Source organism: Lelliottia sp. GFLA7, assembly GCF_056490165.1.
On sequence record NZ_JBWLAQ010000113.1, the window covers coordinates 1 to 404 of the forward strand.

A 404-nucleotide genomic window follows, 5' to 3' on the forward strand; every position below is an offset into this window, starting at 1 on the left:
TTCGCAACCGGGGTGTCGGTCGGGCTGACGGGTTATCGAGCGCCGGTCATCGGGTCGCTGGCGGTCATCCCGATCGACACGAATCCACTTCAGCGAACAGTACTGTTATTGAAGTTATTCTGTTGAGGCTGTTCAGGATCTCCGGCGGGATACGGGCCGTGCGCGATTCTGCATTCGAGTCAGTCCTGTTCCGGGGCGAGGCCTCGTCATCATCTGGAATTCGAACGACGCGGCAGGCGACCAGAACGCCTCTGCACAACGTGCTGTTCGGCCAGGACGTCGCGCAGCGTTTTCGTTGACTGGCCCGTTCTGGGTCGGTGTGTTCGACTCTCGAGGGATTCATGGAGACACCGGGCGACGACCTATGTGTCAGCGGTACGAAGCTCTCGACCTCTCCATCGGGT

Annotated in this window: 1 protein-coding gene; it reads left to right on the forward strand. The window is 60.1% G+C overall.

Annotation, left to right across the window (positions count from 1 at the left end; translation table 11 throughout):
• Positions 1-299 (forward strand): hypothetical protein (locus AC07RN_RS21415; protein ID WP_478337288.1); only part of this gene is annotated, 299 nt, incomplete at its 5' end.
• Positions 300-404 lie beyond the last annotated feature (105 nt).